At 41.4% G+C, this 19,307-nt stretch carries 17 protein-coding genes and 2 pseudogenes; 13 read left to right on the top strand and 6 right to left on the bottom strand.

What is annotated here, in order from left to right; genetic code table 11:
- Window positions 1-379: 379 nt before the first annotated feature.
- The 3 genes from L2735_RS16240 to L2735_RS16230 all read right to left on the bottom strand — a co-directional run bounded on the left by L2735_RS16240 (window position 380) and on the right by L2735_RS16230 (window position 5,738).
- A complete protein-coding gene (locus tag L2735_RS16240) occupies window positions 380-1,438 on the bottom strand; it encodes a peptidoglycan binding protein CsiV (RefSeq protein ID WP_248985695.1) in 1,059 nt (352 codons plus the stop codon).
- The gene (mfd, locus tag L2735_RS16235) at window positions 1,438-4,929 is read right to left on the bottom strand and encodes a transcription-repair coupling factor (RefSeq protein ID WP_248985694.1); all 3,492 of its coding nucleotides are present in this window, start codon (window positions 4,927-4,929) and stop codon (window positions 1,438-1,440) included. Before mfd ends, L2735_RS16240 begins: the two co-directional genes overlap by 1 nt.
- A 179-nt stretch (window positions 4,930-5,108) precedes the next feature.
- Window positions 5,109-5,738, bottom strand: a complete 630-nt coding sequence (locus L2735_RS16230) for a hypothetical protein (protein WP_248985693.1) — start codon at window positions 5,736-5,738, stop codon at window positions 5,109-5,111.
- Between the two features lie 154 nt (window positions 5,739-5,892).
- Between L2735_RS16230 and L2735_RS16225 the strand changes: the two genes are divergently transcribed.
- From L2735_RS16225 to L2735_RS16210, 4 genes are all read left to right on the top strand, one after another.
- The gene (locus L2735_RS16225; protein ID WP_248985692.1) at window positions 5,893-7,125 is read left to right on the top strand and encodes a lipoprotein-releasing ABC transporter permease subunit; all 1,233 of its coding nucleotides are present in this window, start codon (window positions 5,893-5,895) and stop codon (window positions 7,123-7,125) included.
- Window positions 7,125-7,856 (top strand): lipoprotein-releasing ABC transporter ATP-binding protein LolD, encoded by a 732-nt coding sequence (gene lolD / locus L2735_RS16220; protein WP_248985691.1) that lies wholly within the window; start codon window positions 7,125-7,127, stop codon window positions 7,854-7,856. The genes L2735_RS16225 and lolD overlap by 1 nt, the downstream gene beginning before the upstream one ends.
- Entirely contained in the window at window positions 7,856-9,103 is a 1,248-nt protein-coding gene (gene lolE / locus L2735_RS16215; RefSeq protein ID WP_248985690.1) for a lipoprotein-releasing ABC transporter permease subunit LolE, read from the top strand. Before lolD ends, lolE begins: the two co-directional genes overlap by 1 nt.
- Before the next feature lie 563 nt (window positions 9,104-9,666).
- The gene (locus tag L2735_RS16210) at window positions 9,667-10,458 is read left to right on the top strand and encodes a hypothetical protein (protein WP_248985724.1); all 792 of its coding nucleotides are present in this window, start codon (window positions 9,667-9,669) and stop codon (window positions 10,456-10,458) included.
- A gap of 265 nt (window positions 10,459-10,723) precedes the next feature.
- On the opposite strand, the pseudogene L2735_RS16205 reads toward L2735_RS16210, so the two are convergent.
- Window positions 10,724-11,279 (bottom strand): annotated as a pseudogene (locus tag L2735_RS16205) (transposase); the annotation flags it as partial.
- A gap of 83 nt (window positions 11,280-11,362) precedes the next feature.
- Here L2735_RS16205 and L2735_RS16200 point away from each other — a divergent pair.
- The 5 genes and pseudogenes from L2735_RS16200 to L2735_RS16180 form a co-directional block, all read left to right on the top strand.
- Window positions 11,363-11,971, top strand: a pseudogene (locus L2735_RS16200) (transposase); the annotation flags it as partial.
- Between the two features lie 84 nt (window positions 11,972-12,055).
- A complete protein-coding gene (locus tag L2735_RS16195) occupies window positions 12,056-13,033 on the top strand; it encodes a transposase (RefSeq protein ID WP_248985689.1) in 978 nt (325 codons plus the stop codon).
- Between the two features lie 399 nt (window positions 13,034-13,432).
- Window positions 13,433-13,828 (top strand): hypothetical protein, encoded by a 396-nt coding sequence (locus tag L2735_RS16190; protein WP_248985688.1) that lies wholly within the window; start codon window positions 13,433-13,435, stop codon window positions 13,826-13,828.
- 78 nt (window positions 13,829-13,906) lie between these two features.
- Window positions 13,907-14,167, top strand: coding sequence for a hypothetical protein (locus L2735_RS16185; protein ID WP_248985687.1), 261 nt, complete (start codon window positions 13,907-13,909; stop codon window positions 14,165-14,167).
- Between the two features lie 219 nt (window positions 14,168-14,386).
- Window positions 14,387-14,803: a plasmid pRiA4b ORF-3 family protein gene (locus tag L2735_RS16180; protein WP_248985686.1), complete on the top strand. Its 417-nt coding sequence runs from the start codon at window positions 14,387-14,389 to the stop codon at window positions 14,801-14,803.
- Between the two features lie 271 nt (window positions 14,804-15,074).
- Here L2735_RS16180 and L2735_RS16175 read toward each other — a convergent pair whose 3' ends face one another.
- Complete coding sequence (locus L2735_RS16175; protein WP_248985685.1) at window positions 15,075-15,503, bottom strand: hypothetical protein; 429 nt, start codon at window positions 15,501-15,503, stop codon at window positions 15,075-15,077.
- 201 nt (window positions 15,504-15,704) lie between these two features.
- Between L2735_RS16175 and L2735_RS16170 the strand changes: the two genes are divergently transcribed.
- On the top strand, window positions 15,705-16,154 hold the full coding sequence (locus L2735_RS16170) for a DUF924 family protein (protein ID WP_346348147.1): 450 nt from the start codon (window positions 15,705-15,707) through the stop codon (window positions 16,152-16,154).
- A 270-nt stretch (window positions 16,155-16,424) separates the two neighbouring features.
- On the opposite strand, the gene L2735_RS16165 is transcribed toward L2735_RS16170, so the two are convergent.
- Window positions 16,425-17,423 (bottom strand): NADP-dependent oxidoreductase, encoded by a 999-nt coding sequence (locus L2735_RS16165; protein ID WP_248985684.1) that lies wholly within the window; start codon window positions 17,421-17,423, stop codon window positions 16,425-16,427.
- Between the two features lie 125 nt (window positions 17,424-17,548).
- On the opposite strand from L2735_RS16165, the gene L2735_RS16160 reads away from it, so the two are divergent.
- From L2735_RS16160 to L2735_RS16150, 3 genes are read left to right on the top strand one after another with little or no spacing between them, the layout of a single operon-like run.
- Complete coding sequence (locus L2735_RS16160) at window positions 17,549-18,448, top strand: LysR family transcriptional regulator (RefSeq protein WP_248985683.1); 900 nt, start codon at window positions 17,549-17,551, stop codon at window positions 18,446-18,448.
- A 34-nt stretch (window positions 18,449-18,482) separates the two neighbouring features.
- On the top strand, window positions 18,483-19,049 hold the full coding sequence (locus tag L2735_RS16155) for a GNAT family N-acetyltransferase (protein ID WP_248985682.1): 567 nt from the start codon (window positions 18,483-18,485) through the stop codon (window positions 19,047-19,049).
- A complete protein-coding gene (locus L2735_RS16150) occupies window positions 19,036-19,281 on the top strand; it encodes a DUF3624 domain-containing protein (RefSeq protein ID WP_248985681.1) in 246 nt (81 codons plus the stop codon). Before L2735_RS16155 ends, L2735_RS16150 begins: the two co-directional genes overlap by 14 nt.
- Window positions 19,282-19,307: the final 26 nt, after the last annotated feature.

Raw genomic sequence — 19,307 nt, 5'->3', positions numbered from 1 at the left:
CGTTGAGTCACGTGACATCTTAAGTAAACCGATGAGAATTGGTTAAATGCTGAGCGGTTAAACGCTAAGCGTTAGCAAAAATGATATGACTATGTTACAAAATGATACAAGTGGATTTAACATGCGACTTAAATTCATTTATATCAATGTCATATTATTTGCAAATTTTTGCTTACTACAGCTAACCCTATGGTTAGCTGTTTTTTTATGTGCTGAATTTCTACCAATAAAAAACCGGATCTTAATTTGATAAATTATCAAAATGAACCGGTTTATCTTTAGTCAACAATCATCATTCATGTATCAAGCTCAAATCATGAACATCACAACCTTGCCTAGTTGCTTAGTTGCTTAGTTGCTAAGTTTTAGCCTTAGTAGATTAGTTAAGCTGGTTTTGGTTTGAACCTTCACCTGATGCCATAACTCCAGACGCATTAACGTTAGGGGAATGAGTATCTAAACCATTAAGTGAATCATCAATGGATGTTTCTGAGTCAAAGGCGAGTTCTTCAGGTTTAGTGGTTGTCGGTTGTTCCATTTTTCTGATTTGCATAATGATCCCCAAGTTTGGATGATCAAAGTAATGAATTTCGCCAGATCTTACCCGACGGTTTTGTACCATAGGGATAGATTGCAAAAACGGGCTCATGACTTTTTCATTATTAGTATCAGAACTGTACTGATAATAATCATTGGTGTTGGTTTGTTTTTGAATCGGCTTACGCAATGCAAGCTTAGTTTCAATAAACAAATAATGACTGAGGTAAATGTTGATATTCCCGTCTAGCTCCCACACAGGCTTGGTTTGCGGTTCATCAACAAAACTACCAAAAGAAGAGAAGTCAAAAGTTGAAAACTCATCTTCTACTTTTTCAGATACTGGGTGGCCTGCATAATCAAACTGTTCAGAAAAGTCTTTACCTGCAAAGATACGAATCGGCTTTGCACGATTGCGCGACTGCATGTCTTGTTGCCACGTTAAATGCAGTAAACTGCGGACATCTTTTTCACGGCGCACTGTACTAATAATGTCAGCAAATTCGCTTTGAGATTCAGCCAACAGCAGCGGGCCTTCTTCAAGGTATGCCACTTGTGGCTCTTCTGCTGCAATTGAAAACGGCACTTGGCTTGGGAAAGTTGTTTTGTTTGCACTGACTAATGGATCTTGGCAGTCGACTTCGCTGCTCGTCCAATCAGTAGATGTGCAACCTGTTAGCCCTAAAGCGACCCCAGTAATATCATTGCTGATCATTGGGGTAATTAAATCGATATTTTTACGGTTAGCTGGCAGCGCAGTATTTTCTTGCCATTGCTCTAGACTGTTTGACTGTCTTTCGAATACAAACACTTCAACCTCAAACCATGATTTGGCTTGAGCATTAATTGATACTGTCATCGCTGTTAAAGCGGCAATGGAAATAGCAAAGTTACGCAGCACTATTTAGTTTCTCCAATACGGTGTTTAGCTAATTGCTCCAGTAAAGTCTTAATTAAGTCTAGACGTTGTTTACTGGTTTCTGCAGGCATAGTGAACTTTAACTTATTTGAGCCTTCCATTCGATAAATTTGTGGCTGACTCTGTAATAAACCAATGATAAACATAGGATCGATTTTATGGTCATCACTAAATTCGATACTACCGCCTTTGGCGTGCATTTCAATTTTGCTGGCGCCTAAGGCTGTCGCCTGGTGTTTATATAATGTCAGCTCCATCAAGTTACGGGTCGGATCTGGCAATAAACCAAAGCGGTCAATGAACTCGACTTTCAATTCATCGAGCATTTTTTCCGTTTCGCAGTTGGCAATACGTTTGTATAAAGACAAGCGCATATTAACGTCGGATACATAATCATCAGGCAATAGAGCAGGGATGCGTAAATCCACTTCACATTGTGAATTAAGCATATATGCAAGCGACGGCTCCTTACCTTCTTTTAATGCTTTAACCGCTGATTCAAGCATTTCCATGTAAAGGCTAAAGCCAATCTTAGAAATATGACCACTTTGTTCATCACCAAGCAGTTCACCCGCACCGCGGATTTCTAAATCCTGCGTTGCCAGCATAAAACCTGCGCCTAAATCTTCTAAAGCATCAATAGCGGCAAGACGCTTACGCGCATCTGCACTCATCAATTTTGGGTGCGGCGTCATTAAGTATGCATAAGCTTGGTGATGGGAGCGACCCACACGACCACGTAATTGATGTAGCTGAGCTAAACCAAACTTATCAGCACGGTCAATAATAATAGTGTTAGCACTTGGGACATCAATACCCGTTTCAATAATTGTGGTACACACTAAAACATTAAAGCGCTGGTGGTAAAATTCTGACATGACTTTTTCAAGCTCACGTTCGCGCATTTGACCATGGGCTGTGACGACGCGCGCTTCAGGTAATAATTCACGAATATCTTGGGCACACTTTTCAATGGTTTCAACATTGTTATGTAAAAAGTAAACCTGACCACCACGAAGGATTTCACGTAAAATCGCCTCTCTTACCGTTGCGATATCATATTCGCGAACAAAGGTTTTTACTGCTAAGCGTTTAGCGGGTGGTGTCGCGATAATCGATAAATCACGCATGCCTGACATCGCCATGTTCAAGGTACGTGGAATTGGGGTGGCGGTTAAAGTCAGAATATCGACATTCGCGCGTAGTGCTTTGATTTTTTCCTTTTGACGTACCCCAAAGCGGTGTTCTTCATCAATCACCAGTAAACCTAAGTTATCGAAGTTGGCTTCGGCTTGAAGCAGCTTGTGAGTACCGATAACGATATCCACTTTGCCTTCTGATAACTGTTGTAGTACGCCATTTTGCTCTTTTACTGAGCGAAAGCGTGACATGACCTCTATGACCACAGGCCAATCAGCAAAACGGTCTTTAAAGTTTTCATAATGCTGCTGAGCAAGTAGGGTGGTTGGTACTAACACTACCACTTGTTTACCCGCATTCACCGCTACAAACGCGGCGCGCATGGCGACTTCCGTTTTACCAAAGCCCACATCACCACAAACTAATCTGTCCATTGCCATGGGTGTTTGCATATCGGTAAGTACGGCTTCAATAGCAGTTTCTTGGTCAACGGTTTCTTCAAATGGGAAGCTTTGGGAAAATTGAGCATATTCCTCAGCTTCAATTTTCATCGCATCACCAGGGCGGGCTTGTCTGCGAGCGTATACATCGAGTAATTCAGCGGCCACATCACGAATTTTTTCAATGGCTTTTTTCTTGGCTTTTGCCCACGTCTCATTGCCGAGCTTATTTAAACTTGGCGTTTCATCTGCGCCAACACTGTAACGACTGATTAAATGTAATGATGAAACCGGTACATACAGTTTATCGCCGCCAGTATATTCAAGCTGTAAATACTCCGCGACTAAGCCACCCGTATCGAGGGTGACTAGGCCATTATAAAGTGCGACGCCATGCTCAAGATGAACAATAGGTTCACCGACTTTAAGCTCAGCAAGGTTTTTAACTAATACATCTGAGCTAACTTGCTTTTGCTTTTCACGGCGGCGCTGCTGAGAAATGCGCTGGCCAAATAATTCGGTTTCGCAAATTATGCTGACTTCACCTTTAGGCGTGTCATGTAGGACACAACCACGGGAAAGCGGTGATACTACAAGGCCAATACTGTCTTTGGCCGTTTTGGCGTTTAAGTATTCATCAAGGTGATTAAACAGCTTAGGTTTCAGGCCAATTTTGGCTAAGAGCTCGATTAACGCTTCACGGCGGCCTTCAGATTCTGCACAAAACACCAATTGTTTATGTGTTTCGCTGTACTCCTGCAAATTAATCAGTGGCTGCTTTAATTTGTGGTTGGCATTAATGTCTGGCAGCGCAGACACATTGGCGAGCTGCGCTTTAGCAGCATTTTCGCTATTTAAAGCAAACTGAGAACGCTGGTAATTTTTAAACTGGGCAAACAGTTCATCAATCAGTAAGTACAACTCTTGCGGCGCAAGCAGTGGTCTTAAGGGATCGACACGGCGGTCTTCATAACGAGCATTGATTTCATTTAGATGATTTTGACTCGCTTGTTCAATATCGCCCAAGGTGATGAGCTGAGTATTATCAGGTAAGTAATCAAATAAATTAGCAGAGTCATCAAAAAATAGCGGCAGATAATTTTCAATGCCTGCTGGCATTAAATTACGGCTCACCAGCTGGTAAACGGATTCAGCTTCTTTGGAAATGACTTCAAAGCGGCGGCGATAACGTTGCCTAAAGCCTTCAATACCTGCAGCGTCTGTTGGGAACTCTTTTGCAGGTAACATACGTACTGCATCAACTTCTTGTTTCGAACGCTGACTATCGACATCAAAATAGCGAATAGACTCAACTTCATCATCGAATAGTTCGATGCGTAACGGTTGATCAGAACCCGTCAGGAAGATATCCATAATTGAGCCACGAATCGCAAACTCGCCGTGCTCATAAACTTGGTCAACAAGGTAATAACCTGTGTCTGTCAAATGCTGACGGACTTGCTGCAGGCTGTATGTGTCGCCTTTTTTAAGCAGCATAACATTAGCGGTTAAAAATGATTTAGGCGGCAACTTCACCATTAAGGTATTCACCGGCACAATAATGACATTGTGCTGGCTTTGGCTCATTTGCGCTAACGTTTCTAATCGCTGGGAAATCAAATCTTGATGCGGCGAGAAGCTGTCGTATGGCAGCGTTTCTCTATCGGGAAATAAACACACATTTACATCAGACTGAGATAATAGATAAGCCAATTCAACTTCCAGCTGTAATGCACTTGGCGTATCACTGGTGACAATTAAACTGGTACCAGAATGCTGGGTGATGAGGCTAGCAAGCGTTATGGCTTGCGACACGCCACCTAAAGTCGATAAGGTCTGAAATTGTTGGCCTTTTTTGACACTAGGCGGTGTTAAAACGCTAAAATTCTTCATTGAATTATTAAGTTGGCTTCTATAAATGTGTAGTTTATCCAGCTAAAGTTTTTTATATCGAACATATAAAAAATGACTTAACTGGTCTTAACTGGTCTTAACTAAGGCAAGCTTCCACGCTGCCTTTAATGATGGCAGCTATTATAAGCGAGCATAAGCTAAGTTGCAGGAATTATTCGTTAGTCAGCTGCTTGTTGACGGCTTTGTTTACGCATTTTAAGCATTTTTTGTTGCACATTTAAGCTGGCTTTCACGAGTTGCTCAACATCGGCATCTAAAATTTGGCTAAATTCGAGGCTGATATTGAATAGATTAGTGTGACTTTTACTATCACTTTGACTTTCTTCAATTAGAGCAGCACCGTGGTCGACTTTCTGACATTGAGTGACTTGACATAAACATAATATGGCCACTAATTCACTGCTGATATAAATGGAGGTTTTATAATAATCACCAACGTTAAGGGGAGTGTCAGAGCTTAAGTTAATACCGCTTCCGCCAAAATGAGTACCGCTGAACCTCTCACCCGTTTGGACTTCTTTTTCCAAAACATGATGTAACACTAAATCGACTTTACGGGATTGAAGCTTGAGGAAGTCGACCACAGCTTTAGCGTCGTTATCTAAACTGCGCAGCTGTAATAGGCAGCTTGATTCAAGCTCTTTGACTTCAGAAAGCAGTTTTAAGCCAACAGATTGCATTGAGCGTAAGTCTTCTTCTGTCGGGATACCTTTTGATTCAGGCCAGGTTTCTAAATAGACATTAAATTGATGAGGCACAGTAAAATATGCATTGGATTCAGTGATCAAGGTTTGCCTCTTTATTTATCAAACTAATACCCCTATTATCATGCTCATCTTTATCATTTAGCAAGTTTTAGCCCGCTTGCTTAATTAAATGGCTGTTTTTTATTCTAATAAACGACTTTTTAATTCAAATTACACCAGGGATGCATTTTTCTTTATGAACTTTCGGTTTTCATTATTTATTGGTTACCGCTATTGGCGCACAAGAAAGGCCAATGCTTTTGCATCTTTCATTACTTTTTTCGCTGTTTCTGGCATTTTTCTAGGCGTTGCTGCGTTGATCATCGTCAGTTCAGTGATGAATGGCTTAGAAGGCCAGCTTAAAGATCGTATTTTAGGCGCGGTTCCGCAATTGACGTTAGTGAATGAAACAGGGTTTAGTGACTGGCAGCAGCAAACCCAATATTTAACAGAGCAGTCGCAAATACATGGCTTAGCGCCAACTGTCACAACCCAAGCCATGGTGCAATCCAGTCAAAATATCAGTGCTGTGCAAGTTTATGGTGTATTCCCTGAATATGAACAAAACTTGTCGGCCATTGTCGCCAATACCTATTCCAGTGCGTTCGAGCAGCTGACTCCCGGTAGTTACAATATTGTACTTGGCAGTGAATTAGCGAGAAAGCTATCCATCAATATTGGTGACAGAGTCAGGCTACTGAGCGGCGATGGTGTGGTGTATTCGCCACTCGGCCCTGTGCCAAGTCAGCGTAAGTTTACCGTTGCTGGCGTGTTTGAAATGGGCTCGCAGGTCGACTCTGCGTTAGCTTATATCCATTATCAAGATGCCAGACGGTTAATGCGCTTAAAGCCAAGTGACATTAACGAACTTAGAGTGTATTTAGCCGATCCTTTTTCTGCTCCGCAAATGGGTGAAACCATAAAAGCTCAGCTTAAGCAGCAAGACATTGATATCACCACACGAGATTGGCGCGATGATTTTGGTCATTTATTTGCCGCGGTTAAAATGGAAAAAAACATGATGTCGCTGATGTTATCGCTGATTGTTGCGGTAGCGGCATTTAATATTGTGTCGGCCTTAGTCATGATGGTTATTGATAAAACCACCGACGTGGCAGTACTAAAAACCCAAGGGCTAACAACTCAGGCTGTGATGAACATTTTCATCGTTCAAGGCTCGCTTAACGCCATTATTGGTTTAGCATTGGGCGCATTGGCTGGAGTCACCATTACCCTGAATTTGAACCTTATTTTGGGCGTTTTGGGTATTTCTGTCCTTGGCACGGGTCAAATGTTACCTGTGGCAATATCCGGCACCCAGATTGCTATTATCGTTGTGGGCACATTGGCAATGACCTTGATTGCTACTATTTACCCTGCATTAACCGCTGCTCGAGTTCAGCCTGCAACCGCATTGAGATATGAATAATGAATAATGAACGTCCTGTGATATTGCAAGTGAGCAATGTAAGTAAACAGTTTCACGATGGCGAAACCACCACTAAAGTCCTCGCAAATGTAGACTTAAATGTGTTTAAAGGTGAGCAATTAGCCATTGTGGGGAGTTCAGGTTCAGGTAAAAGTACCTTGCTACATATTATGGGAACGTTAGATATTCCTACTTCTGGTGAAGTGTTACTGGATGGCGAAAACCTGTATCAATTAAGCGCCACTCGTCAGGCTGAAATTCGTAATCAAGATTTAGGTTTTATATATCAATTCCATCACTTGTTACCTGAGTTTTCAGCACTTGAGAATGTGGCGATGCCAGCATTTATTCAAGGTCGAGATAAAAAGCAAACCTTGAAAGAAGCGACTGAATTACTTGAAAGAGTCGGACTTGGGCATCGCTTGCAACATATTCCAGCACAACTGTCTGGTGGTGAGCGTCAGCGTGTCGCGATTGCGAGAGCGCTAATTAATAAACCCAAACTTGTCCTTGCCGATGAGCCGACGGGTAACTTAGATGCCAATAGCGGCGACAGTGTTTATCAATTAATCCGTGAATTGGCGCAACAGTTAGGGACTGCATTTGTTGTGGTAACCCATGATTACAAGTTAGCCGCAAAAATGGATAGACAACTGACCATGAAAGATGGGGTGCTACAAACCTTATCAAATGAATCGTTGAACGAGTCGATTGAAGTGGAAAAAAGCTAATGAAATCATTATTGCCACTGACAATAGGTTGGCGTTTTTATCGAGCAAGGCAATCCAATGGATTCATTGGCTTTATTTCATTTGCCTCAACTGCAGGTATTGCCCTTGGGGTTGCAGTGCTGATTTTAGTGCTATCCGCCATGAATGGCTTTGAGCGCGAACTCGAACAGCGTTTGCTAGGAGTCGTTTCCCATGGTGAATTGCTCAGTGTGAATGAGCCATTACATGATTGGCAGTCTATTGCTGAAACCGCTAAAAATATGCCCGAAATAGTCGCCACAGCGCCTTTTATTCGCATGCAAGGACTGGTGCAGAAACCAGGTGGCTTTCAAGGTATTGAGCTTACGGGGATCGAACCTGAGTTTGAGCGACAGGTTTCAACCTTGGCTGAGTTTATGCCTGCTGACAGTTGGAATGCCTTAGCAGACACCGTCAATAACATCGTCATAGGTCGAAGTTTACTCGATAAGTTAGGTTTGAAAGAGGGCGATACATTATCTATGTACACCCCAGATATGAGCCAATCCAATAAATTGTCAGCAGCGAAAAGTCATCGATTTATTGTGGCTGGGGTTTACGATTTAGGCGGTGAGATTGAATCTACTCAAGCTTATGTGTCGATGTCATACCTTGCTAAAGTGCTTAACATTCCTCAAGGCTCAGCAACCGGATTAAGAATTACAGTTAATAACGTATTTAGTGCGCCGAGAGTGACTCGCGACTTAGGTTATGCACAAAGTCAGTATTTGCATTTAAATAACTGGACTCGTTCTCAAGGCCATTTATATCAAGATATTCAACTTGTTAGAATGGTTATGTACCTTGTGTTAGCCCTTGTTATTGCCGTGGCGTGTTTTAATATCGTCTCGACACTTGTGATGGCAGTAAGAGACAAAAGCGCTGAAATTGCAATATTAATGACCATGGGTCTAAAACGTGGCGCCGTGATGACCATTTTTATTATGCAAGGTGGTTTAAACGGTTTATTAGGCTGCAGCATCGGCGCATTGATTGGCGTCCTTTTGGCGACCAATTTAAGCTCAATAGCCAGTTTTGTTGAGCAAACCTTTGGGATTCAATTATTGGCTTCTGATATCTACTTCATTGACTTTTTACCGTCTGAACTACAACAACAAGATGTGGTTGTTGTTGTGGCAATGGGGCTTGTCATGAGCTTACTCGCCACAATCTATCCAGCCTATAAAGCCACAAAAATTGCCCCGGCATCAGCACTTGCAGGGCGTTAAAGCTTAACTCCTCAATAGGCATTACACATACGATAAATGAGAAAGTTATCGTATGTGTAAGCTCATGATGATTTACCTGCCTTATAACGATCATGAACTGTGTTTCCAATCAAGTTCAAACCCCTTGGACAAATCTATTCAATGACATGAGCACTTGTTATCAAATTTTGCCCACTTTTATTTATAACTGTATATTTGTACAGTTGTAGTGGTTTGGGCTGATTTATGGCTGTTCTTTGACAGCTCCTTGAATTAGTCGGTCAAGAATCATCCATAAGTTGCAGGTGTAATTATGGCTACTTTTTTGTAAGGTATTTATTATATTGATATTTTTCAGGATGAAATTTGAGAAATATTTTTAAAATCCATTTTGCACGCTTTGTTTTGCCATTGTGAAAATTTAAAGTGCTTTACATCAATAAGATAGAAAATGTAGGATTTTATTAATCAATAACTTAAACGGCCGACATTAAATGATGCGCCGTTGATTAAGCTGTTATGTGTTTTTTCATCTAAACTCATACTGCATAACTATCGAAAACATAAAAGAACGGGGGCCCAGAATGCGGCGATTAACATTGATTATTGGATTGACTTGGTTATTAACGGGTTGCCTTTTAGAAGGTGATAACGGTAATACTGGTCCTACTGGTCCTACTGGTCCTACTGGTCCTACTGGTCCTACTGGTCCTACTGGTCCTGCAGGAATCAATTGTTGGGATTTAAATGAAGATCGGGTAGATGATGCAAGTGAAGATATTAACGGTGACAACGTGTTCGATGTGAATGATTGTTCGCCAGTAGTGTCAAACAGCGCGAGCCAGAACGTGGCAGTTGAATTGAATCATCAGCACATATGCGAAGCTCTGGCAAATCTTGGGCAGTATCCAGAAGGTTGCCCGTCAGCGACTCATACTATCCCGACTGGCACGCTTAAACAACTCACGGTCATGCTTGATGACGGCACAGGGCGCGGAGTGAGTTGTGATTTCGAACCGAACAATGGACCACTAACCCTTGAGCTAAACTCATTTGATCAGCTGTACTATTGGAGGCTTGAGAACAGCTTTGCAGCCAATAAGACAGTTATATCTCTCGAAGACGAACTTGTTAGTTCATCAGGTAATACTTGCTTGGATGTTTGTTCCAATGATCCAAAATGCATAGCGTCGTTCTCCGCATCTAGAGACATTGTAATAGGTAACTCGCAACGAATTGTATACGACTGCGCTACATTCCACAGTTCAGACTCACTACCACCTTATGAACAAAAATGTGACGACAAATTTAACAATTGTATTGCACCGAACGGAGTGCTTTTGAACAGCCAGCGATGGGCTGTTCGTTGTCCTTGACACATAACAAATAAGGATAGGCCGCGCGCAGCCGCGTCCTTATCCCAAGTGTTGAACAAGCCTGAGTGATACCTTTATATAGTAAATATCGGCGTAAGAACTTACGCTTTTAAGGTGTGTGCCAGTGCCGCTAATTTTACTCGCGGCCGTAGTGATCCCTTAGCCTCATGGGCTAATTCATTTACACTAATATATCAATGTCTTACCACCTCCTTATACTTTCATTACTCTACATTTTACCGTGCAGGCTTTATCACCTTTAGGCTTAAACTGTGGCGTTAGGCCACGTTTTGTTTTGCCTAATTAAGCTTGTCGGTCGCGTATGCCCCCCTATAAATGTCATCGGCTGTTGGCAGCAAGGGCAAGGTCGTATGGCTTGGGTTTGGGTGATGTTTTCGAACGGCATCAACTTCACACCAGCAACGGCAAGCATTAATCGTATTCGTTGTCGCAGCTTGGCAGTATTGCCTCGCAACAAACCACTTTCATTGTTAAGAGTCTCTGCTACGTCTTAAGCCTTTAGGCAGCACATGTTGCAGCACTAACCATAAAAATTGGGTAGTAGGTAAAGTGCGTATCTCTGTGCTGTTGGTTTGGCTATTTTGATACTCGAAACTGATTTGACCATCAACTTCACTGATGATGCTTTTGTCAGGCAGTACGCCACGATAAAGGTAGCATGAGAGGTACTTCAGTGCGGGTAACCCTCTGCCAACATGTTGGCAGTCAACCACCCATTTTGTGGGGATAGCGTTAGGTAACTTGCCATTTAGCTCAACGGAAAGCTTTTTCAGCAATCTAGTCCGCCAGACTTTAGCCATAATAACATGGTCACCCATTTTAGCTGGTTAAATATTCAACACTGAACTAGGCTTTATTTACCCTTTCAAAATGGTATTTGAAGATGGCTAGACCAAGACAAACCCTCGTGAGCTTAGAAGACACGCCTTACTACCACTGTTGTTCTCGTGTGGTACGTAAGGCGTTTTTGTGTGGCTTTGATAAATCGACAGGTGAGAACTTTGAGCATCGCCGAGAGTGGGTTGATTCACGTATTGTAGAATTGGCGACCATTTTTGCGATTGATATTTGTGCTTATGCAGTGATGAGCAATCATTTACATGTGGTGTTGAAAGTTGATGCTGATAAAGCGAAGCTCTGGACAGATAAAGAAGTACTGGTTCAGTGGCATAAGGGCTTTAAAGGGACCTTGTTAACTCACAAATTTATTAAAGGTGAAGACCTTAATGAATTTGAATTAAAGACAGTGAATGACAGTATAACCCAGTACAGACACCGGTTAATTGATATCAGTTGGTTTATGCGTTCACTCAGTGAGCCCATTGCTAGAATGGCGAATAAAGAAGATAAATGTACCGGTCGGTTTTGGGAAGGGAGGTTTAAATCTCAGGCATTATTGGATGAAGCAGCTGTATTAGCCTGTATGGCCTATGTGGATTTGAACCCTATTCGCGCTCAAATGGCAGCGACTCCTGAAGCGTCAGATTACACCTAATAACATGGCCACCCATTTTAGCTGGTTAAATATCTAACACTAAACTAGGCTTTATTTACCCTTTAAAAATGGTATTTGAAGATGGCTAGACCAAGACAAACCCTCGTGAGTTTAGAAGATACACCTTACTATCACTGTTGTTCGCGTGTGGTACGTAAGGCCTTTTTGTGTGGCTTTGATAAATCGACAGGTGAGAACTTTGAACATCGCCGAGAGTGGGTTGATTCACGTATTGTAGAATTGGCAACCATTTTTGCGATTGATATTTGTGCTTATGCAGTGATGAGTAACCATTTACATGTGGTGTTAAAAGTTGATGCTGATAAAGCGAAGCTCTGGACAGATAAAGAGGTGCTGCTTCAGTGGCATAAGGGTTTTAAAGGGACGTTGTTAACTCACAAATTTATTAAAGGTGAAGACCTAAATGAATTTGAATTAAAGACAGTGAATGACAGTATAAGCCAGTACAGGCAACGTTTAATTGATATCAGCTGGTTTATGCGCTCACTCAGTGAGCCCATTGCTCGCATGGCGAATAAAGAAGATAAATGTACCGGTCGATTTTGGGAAGGGCGGTTTAAGTCCCAAGCACTGCTTGATGAGGCTGCTGTATTAGCTTGTATGGCCTACGTGGATTTAAACCCTGTTCGAGCCCAAATGGCGACGACTCCCGAAACGTCAGATTACACCAGTATTCAACGCCGAATAAACTCAGCAATCAAAGGTGAGCAACCTGCTGAATTATTGCCATTTGTGGGTAATGAACGTAAGAACATGCCTAACGGGTTAATGTACAGTGTGAAAGACTACATCGTACTTGTTGAGGATACAGGACGCATTATTCGAGATGACAAGCGTGGCGCGATAAGTATGAGTAGCCAGCACATTCTTAATCGACTGAATATTCCCGCTGAAAACTGGTTAAAAATCACTACAGAGTTTGAGGCATTATTTAAAGGCGCGGTTGGCTCACTGCCAGCGCTGACTGAATATTGTGAACATGTCGACCGTAAACGACGACAAAGCGCAGCTAACTGCCAAAAATGGCTGAGCGCCTAGCACCACCTCTCTGATTTAATCACTTCATATTTTACGCTTGATAGTTATCAGGCTTTTCTGCTGTGTTAAATTCATAGAATAATAGATACGACAAAGTTAGCGCTTATTTTTGCATATCAGCAGTGAAGTTGGATGGTTCGTCCGGCTTAATATCAGTATCAAGTAAGACATCGAAATGAGTCGTGTTGCTTTTATTAATTATGGGTGGCATGTTAATTATTTATGGGTGGCATGTTAATTATTCATGGGTGGCATGTTAGTTTTGGTTAACAAGGCCAAGCAGCATCGCGCACTGTTTGCGCTGGACTGCTTTTCCGCGGCTTTGCCGCTACAAGTCTGCCGCTGTTGCCGCTAAGCATAATCAGAGTAACTATCCATACCAAACACACGGAGTGTGATATGAATTTTATAATAAACAATATCAAGTGGGTAATGCTGCTCTCTGGGGGAATGACTGCAACTATGTTCTACGGTCTATTTGCCCCTCAGGAGGCTATTGAGTCAATGTTTGGAGCATCTTTTGAAGGTGTTTTAGAAACCTTGCTCATTCGTAGCTGGTCAGCACTAGTTGGACTTGTCGGTATTATCCTTATCTGTGGTGCGCTTAATGAAACATACCGTGTCTTTTGCATTTCCATAGCAACAATAAGTAAGGCAGTCTTTGTCACGCTCATATTAATTTATGGTCAAGCATTCTTGAATGTAGTGGCACCTGCAGTAATACTGGACAGCATAGTTATAATTCTAGCCTTAGTATTCATTGTTTCCTCACGTATTAAGGAATCAGCAGCATAACAAGTGAATGCAGGCGACCACCTTCTGCGGCGCCTGATTCACGTTAACCGCTAATTACTAGATAAATAGGTGCTCTTTATGGAAGAAGAAAGTAAAGCTAGTCTCCATGCTTTGATGATGGAAATCGTGAGTAATCAGCTTAATGATAATAATCCACCACAAGTAAAAGAGGCGTTGAACCGTTTACTTTCTGAAGGTTTTTCAGAAGAAAAGTCGATGAATCTTATTGGGTGTGCTGTTAGTGTTGAAATATTTGGCACTTTAAAGGAAGGTAAGCCTTATGATGAAGCTCGCTATATTAAGGCTCTCAAAAGGTTGCCAAAACTACCATGGGATTAAAGTCGAGCGTTAATACGGCTGTTAATCTGGTGGCCGGAGGTATCTAGCCCCCAGTTCCCACATCACACTGCATGCGGCTTCGCACAGGGTTGTTTATTTAGAACGCCTAACGAGAATTTGAAGCGAGAGTGCTACCACTTTGCTCGGTTTCGCTTCGCTACACATTTTAACAAACGATTATCAGCCCCTTAAATGGGCGGTTAGGCAAATGAGGAAAGTATGTACATATCAATTAAAGCCAGCCTAGTTTCAGGCTTTTATGCTTATGAAGACTGGAGTTGTGAAATAGAGTTATCGCAAAATACATCATTACGTGAACTGAATGAGATCATTCTTAATGCGGTCGGTTTTGATAATGAGCACTTATCTCAATTTTTCATTTCTCGTCGAGAGTTTGGTTCGAGTCGAGAATCGTTCGATGACCGCACAAACTCTCTCGATACTGAGTTATATGGTTTATTTCCACTGCCGAAAGGTAAAAAACTATTTTACTGGTTCGACTATGGTGATGACTGGATATTTCAGGTATCTAAATCTCGCAGTAAACCTAAGCCATTCGTAGATGGGGAAGAATATCCTAGATTAGTAAAAGAAGCTGGTGTTAAGCCAGAGCAATATCCTGAGCCGGAGTGGTAAATTTGCCTAAGTATTAAGGATAAGGAATTGCTGCGCGCGGCCTATCCTTATTAGTCAGAGTATAATTGTTTGTGCGAAGGGTTAACTAATGAGAAATTTAAGCGTGATTAACAACTCTTTGCGCACTCACTTTGTGTAATTTTAGTTTTTAGCACAATGGCTTAAGTAAGCTGGCAGCATTGCTCACACCTTAATTTGCGTTACTGCCTCACAACTCAAAACTCACCACTAATAGAGTTCAAATTATCCACTTGAATTAAAACCAAACACCTTAGTCAAAGTAACTTTTAACACTATCCCAAATGCCTAACGACGTATCTGGAAATAAATCGATTCCCAGTGCTGACTTCAACAGGTAAAGCATCAGTAATCCAAATAGCATGCTGATGAGTATAAATCCGCCGACGGTGGCAAACATCATCAACATTGACATGTTCTTTTCTCGCCTTGTATAAGCTCGTTTGTTTTTACCTAGTAGAAATACGTAATAGAAGCGCCATTTAATGAACGGGAATTTAAAGGTGCCACGACTATCGATAAAGTGACCGCCCCAGGTATTTGGGCCTAATGACATTTTAATCGCTTTTAATTGCTCATCGGTAAAACTGGCTGCGATATTGGATGGCGCGCGCTCGATCACTTTTTTAATCAATGGATCGTTTCTTATGGCATCAGGAGAAGATTGAGGGGTGTCTGCCATATATGTTCCATGATTGATAAAGGTTAACGCTTATTTTAAATCTAGCATACTATTATAAAGTTACTGAATATAGGCAAGTAAATTGAGGTAAGCGATGAATGATTATCATCAAGTGATTTCATTTTGGTTCGAAGAAATAGATAAAGCTATGTGGTTTAAAAAGGATGCTAATCATGACCGCGTAATCATGACCGAGTAATCATGACTAAATTTGCTAGCTTACATAGCAAATCAATGGCTGGTGAACTCTATGAATGGCGGAGCTCTCCTTTAGGTCGACTTGCTGAGGTGATTGTTTTAGATCAGTTCTCTCGAAATATTTTTAGGTATTCACCTAAAGCATTTCAATCAGATCCTCTAGCATTGGCGTTAGCCCAAGAGGCGGTAGCTCAAAGCCAAGATAAACAGTTGTCGCCCATCGAGCGTAGTTTTTTATATATGCCTTTTATGCACAGTGAGTCGATGATTGTCCATCAGCAAGCTTTAATCCTGTTTAATCAAGATGGACTGGAGTCAAATTACCAGTTTGAAATTAAACACTATGAAATTATCGAAAAATACGGTCGCTATCCACATAGAAATCAAATTTTAGGGCGTGAATCTACTGATGCTGAAATTGCTTTTTTGAAGCAACCCGGGTCGTTGTTTTGAGTTGTTTTAAGTTTTTTAGTTATCCAATTTTAAAAATAAATCAAAATCCTCAATTAAGGTTGTTTATCAAAGTGCTTAATCAACTATTGAATATAAGCACTAAATCAAAGCTCTCAATCAAAGCTCTTAACAAAAGCCCTTGATAAGAGTGCTTAATCAGAGTGCTTAATCAAAGTGAACCCGCTTTTAATCAAAAACCGCACTAAATCTCTTTAGTGCGGTTTTACGTTTATGTTGCTCAATAAGAAGTATTGAATAATTCTGCAATGATTAAAGCTTAACCATTAACTTACCTTTATTGTCACCGGTAAAGAACAGGTTTAAGCCATTAATAGAAGACTCAAGCCCCTCAAGTACATGCGAGCGATGTTTGATTTTCCCTTGCAGTACATAGGGAGTCAGTTTTTCTAATAGGCTTGGCACTTCACCAAAGTGATCAGGCATAGTAAAACCTTGAACGGTGATACGTCTTTTAAGAATATTCATCCAACTTGGTCCTGGAGCGGGTGTTTGCTTGCTGTAATCAGCAATTAAGCCGCATACCATCACTCTTCCGTGTGGATTCATTCTGTCGACAATTAGACTTTGAATTGGACCTGCAGTATTTTCAAAAAATAAATCGATGCCTTGTGGCGCGAGTCTGTCTAACTCAGCTTCTAAATCTGCAGTTTTATAATTAATGGCAGAGTCAAAACCTAGCTCGTTTACAATCCAATCTGCTTTTTCATCACTGCCAACAACACCAATAACATGTAAACCATCTGCTTTAGCCAGTTGACCCACAATTGAACCTACAGAACCTGCAGCTCCGGTTACTATGATGGTTTCGCCAGCTTTTGGCTTACCGACGTTAAATAGTCCTTGAGTGGCGGTTAGGCCTGGCAATGCGAAAACAGATAAAATGGCTTCATCAGGTAACGGTGCATCAATTTTATTGATGCCTTTGCCGTCAGTTAAAAAGAACTCTTGCCAACCCATCATGCCCATCACGCGATCGCCGGCTTTAAAGTCTGGATGATTACTTTCAACCACTTCGCCTACGCCGCTACTGCGCATGACATCGCCAAGATTTACAGGAGGAATATAACTGTCGGTATCGGGTTGCATCCAACCGAACATCGCTGGGTCTAGCGACATAAAATTCTGTTTAATCAGCAATTGACCTGGCTTTACCACAGGCATAGGTTTTTGGACGATTTCAAAAATATCAGCAGTAATCGGTCCGCCTTGTGGGCGTTTTACAAGATTAATAGCGGTAAAAGTGGTCATTGAAAATCCTTATTAATTGGAAAAGGTATTTATAGTTAATGAAGTTATTATTCCTTTTCTTTTTTATAAGATATAGTGGCTAAAAAGCGATTCTTTATTGCTTTTAAGACAATAATGGTTGAGTTATGGATCAATTAAGAGCGCTTAAATACTTTGTGAAAGTGGTCGAACTTGGCAGTTTCACTCAAGCTGCTAAGGTGTTTTCGGTTCCCGCTTCATCGCTTTCAAGGCGTGTGGCTGATTTAGAAAAAAGCCTTGGGGCAACTTTATTAAAACGCTCAACAAGGGCAGTGAACTTAACTGAGATTGGCGCTGAATATTACCAGCAAGTGTCAGAGTTACTGAACCAGTTAGAACAAAGTAATGAAGCGGTGAGAAGTTATCAGACCGAGCCTATGGGAAAGCTGCGAATAAGCGCGATGGTGGGAATTGGCCGAGAAGTGTTAATCCCGCTAATGGAAGAGTTTTCACGGTTATATCCTAAGGTTATCCTTGATATTGAATTAAGCGATGAGTTGTCTTCAGTTGGCCGTGATGATGTCGATATTGCTATAAGAGGGGGTTACGCTCCCAACGATAGAGTGATGGCAATAAGGCTGATGGACAATCAGTTTATCCCAGCAGCAACCGAGCAATATTTACAAAAAATGGGCAGGCCAACTCACCCTAATCAATTATCAAACCATAAAGGTTTATATTACCGTTCACCTAATGGCAGAGTACCTTGGCTAAGTTATATTGATGGTCAATGGCAGGATGTCTCAGCTCCTGCAGCTGCGATCAGTAACGTAGGGGAGTGGCTAATAGAAAAAGCCAAAAACCACGATGGTATAGTGATGATGCCTCGTTGGGTACTCAGTCCTTTTTTAGAAAGAGGCGAGTTAGTAGAGTTAAATTTTGAACCGCCACTATCAGCAACTCAAAGCGCTGACTTTGGTGTTTATCTCATCTATCAAAAACAGCGCTACCATGTGCCGAAAGTCAAAGCGGCTGTGGATTTCTTGGTGGCTAGAATTAAAAAGTAGTTTACTCACATCTTGAGGCGAAAATGAGGCGAAAATGGATAATCAATTAACAACGCAGCGTCTTAGTATTCGTGCGTTTGAAGTGGGCGATTTAGTATCATTTACGGAATATAGAGCCGACCCACAGATTGCTCAATACCAAAGCTGGAGTGATTATAGCCTTGAACAAGCTCAAAATTTGTTTGATCAAATGGATTATCAACAATTTGGTGAGCCTGGTTTATGGTTTCAATTGGCGATTGCTGATAATCGAACGGATCAGATTATGGGTGATATAGCATTGCATTTTATTGATGAACAGCAAATGGAAATAGGTTTTACGATTGCTAAAGATTATCAACAACAAGGGGTTGCGTATGAAGCGGTATCTGCAGTGATCGAGTTTTTGTTTAATTCGTTAAATAAGCATCGAATCGTTGCTACAACAGATGCTGAAAACTTTGCTTCAATGGCTTTGTTGCTAAAATTAGGATTTAGAAAAGAAGGCCATTATTTGCAAAACATTTTTTTTAAAGGTCGATGGGGCGATGAATGTTTTTTTGCCATGCTTAATAGTGAATACAAGGCAAAAGTGAAGGAAGGCGTCAATGTCTTGCGATGATTGTCAGGACTCTATTTTTAAACAAAAAATTGGCCGCTGTAAGTCTTGTATGTGGCAATTAACTGTTTTATCGCTGCTGGGGTGGCCGCTTTGGTGGTTCTTGTATAAGGATGATATTTCATCTGTTGAGTCTATTGCAATGATGTTCTTTTGCGGGGCATTTACGGGTTTATTGAGTATTCATTTGCTGGTATTGGGTTATCGAAAGCTTAATCACTTAGATGAGGGATAGGGCTTTATTTACGATAAAAGTGAGCT

It is taken from the genome of Shewanella olleyana (assembly GCF_023283825.1).
Classification (GTDB): Bacteria; Pseudomonadota; Gammaproteobacteria; order Enterobacterales; family Shewanellaceae; genus Shewanella; species Shewanella olleyana.
The sequence above is the reverse complement of the archived record's forward strand: the minus strand, read 5'-3'. Positions and strand labels throughout refer to the sequence as shown.

What these genes read in the sequence shown, in the direction of transcription:
- L2735_RS16210 (WP_248985724.1), top strand. Translation starts at nt 9,667, where the DNA reads ATGCGGCGATTAACATTGATTATTGGATTGACTTGGTTATTAACGGGT.
- L2735_RS16165 (WP_248985684.1), bottom strand. Translation starts at nt 17,423, where the DNA reads ATGACCACTTTTACCGCTATTAATCTTGTAAAACGCCCACAAGGCGGA.
- L2735_RS16190 (WP_248985688.1), top strand. Translation starts at nt 13,433, where the DNA reads ATGAATTTTATAATAAACAATATCAAGTGGGTAATGCTGCTCTCTGGG.
- lolE (WP_248985690.1), top strand. Translation starts at nt 7,856, where the DNA reads ATGAAATCATTATTGCCACTGACAATAGGTTGGCGTTTTTATCGAGCA.
- mfd (WP_248985694.1), bottom strand. Translation starts at nt 4,929, where the DNA reads ATGAAGAATTTTAGCGTTTTAACACCGCCTAGTGTCAAAAAAGGCCAA.
- L2735_RS16175 (WP_248985685.1), bottom strand. Translation starts at nt 15,503, where the DNA reads ATGGCAGACACCCCTCAATCTTCTCCTGATGCCATAAGAAACGATCCA.
- L2735_RS16225 (WP_248985692.1), top strand. Translation starts at nt 5,893, where the DNA reads ATGAACTTTCGGTTTTCATTATTTATTGGTTACCGCTATTGGCGCACA.
- L2735_RS16160 (WP_248985683.1), top strand. Translation starts at nt 17,549, where the DNA reads ATGGATCAATTAAGAGCGCTTAAATACTTTGTGAAAGTGGTCGAACTT.
- L2735_RS16180 (WP_248985686.1), top strand. Translation starts at nt 14,387, where the DNA reads ATGTACATATCAATTAAAGCCAGCCTAGTTTCAGGCTTTTATGCTTAT.
- L2735_RS16155 (WP_248985682.1), top strand. Translation starts at nt 18,483, where the DNA reads ATGGATAATCAATTAACAACGCAGCGTCTTAGTATTCGTGCGTTTGAA.
- L2735_RS16195 (WP_248985689.1), top strand. Translation starts at nt 12,056, where the DNA reads ATGGCTAGACCAAGACAAACCCTCGTGAGTTTAGAAGATACACCTTAC.
- lolD (WP_248985691.1), top strand. Translation starts at nt 7,125, where the DNA reads ATGAATAATGAACGTCCTGTGATATTGCAAGTGAGCAATGTAAGTAAA.
- L2735_RS16170 (WP_346348147.1), top strand. Translation starts at nt 15,705, where the DNA reads ATGACTAAATTTGCTAGCTTACATAGCAAATCAATGGCTGGTGAACTC.
- L2735_RS16150 (WP_248985681.1), top strand. Translation starts at nt 19,036, where the DNA reads ATGTCTTGCGATGATTGTCAGGACTCTATTTTTAAACAAAAAATTGGC.
- L2735_RS16185 (WP_248985687.1), top strand. Translation starts at nt 13,907, where the DNA reads ATGGAAGAAGAAAGTAAAGCTAGTCTCCATGCTTTGATGATGGAAATC.